This is a genomic window from Neisseria sp. P0022.S010 (assembly GCF_051956635.1).
The window spans coordinates 1-1,212 of sequence record NZ_JBQCXF010000715.1; the positions used below are offsets into that span (position 1 = coordinate 1).

Genomic DNA, 1,212 nt, shown 5'->3' on the forward strand with positions numbered 1-1,212 from the left:
TAATAAAAGTCCTATTCCACCGCTAAACCTTGTTGTTAAGCTAGTTAATCCAGAAAATGCTTGTGCGCATTTGCCAAGTTTTAAGCTCAATTTTTCCGCCTTTGTTAATGTTCGTCCTTCTCCACGGACTTTATTTGGTGCTTTATCTGATGGATACCTCCAGTCATGTGCATGATGATCTCCAAAACCATGATTGTGACCAAAGTCAATATCTTTTAGAGGATTGCCTCTTGCATCATAACTTCTAATTTGAATTGGCTTCCTTGTTTGAGGATCTAGTTTTGCCAATTTTCCATTTTTGGGACCAAATTGCCCTGTTCTGCTACCTTCTGGTAGTCTACTGCTAATTGATTTTCTAGCTAATCCCAACGGATCAATCCATCTTTGAACATTCGGCGCAAATCGGTAAAAGTTAAATCCTCCTTCCAACCCAATCGGGTCCTGATTCACAAACTGCCCGGAATCAGGCTCATAATACCTGAAGAAATTATAGTGCAGCCCCGTTTTACAGTCGCAATACTGGTTTTGCAGGCGGAACGGCTGGTATGCGCTATCTGTTACCTTGGTTTCCTCTTTCAGACGGCCCCAGCCGGTATAGTTGCCGAACCACAGCAAATTGCCGTCCTTATCGGTCATCTCTCTCGGGATACCGATTTGGTCGCAGTGGAAGTAGCGGGTTTGTTGTCGGCTTTCTCCGTCTTCGGTTGTCCAATCGCGGACTTGCGCCAGCGGTTCGTAGCTGCTCGGATCAGTGTAGATATAGGTATATCTGCCGTCCGGGTGGATTTCCTGCAAGAGATGGCTGCCGTCCCAAACGAAGCGGGTTTCCTCTTCGAGGCTACCTGAAACTTCTCCGTCTTTCAGACGACCTTTGCCTATCCTTCTGCCCAAAGCATCGTAGGTGTATACCCAAGTTTCTTTCGTGCCGTCTTTTTTGAAGATTTCGGCTTTAACCAGTTGGTCATGCAGATCGTAGAAATAGTTCTGCACTTCGCCGTCAGCCAGTTCGCGGTGGATGAGGTTGCCGAAGTGGTCGTAGTAATAGCTGATACCGTTGTAGGCTTTCAGGCGGTTGTCGGTGATGGGATTGAGGCCGTCTGAAAGCGGTGCGGTCGTTTTGCCCTCTCCCCAACCCTCTCCCACGAGAGAGGGGGCAGGGTACGGTGTCGGAGATGATTTCGTCGTCGAGGCTAATTTAGATCATATATGACA

Annotated in this window: 1 pseudogene; it reads right to left on the reverse strand. The window is 47.5% G+C overall.

The features are described from left to right. Positions 1 to 357: 357 nt before the first annotated feature. Positions 358 to 1,104: pseudogene (locus tag ACTHUT_RS20885) on the reverse strand (RHS repeat-associated core domain-containing protein); the annotation flags it as partial. Positions 1,105 to 1,212 lie beyond the last annotated feature (108 nt).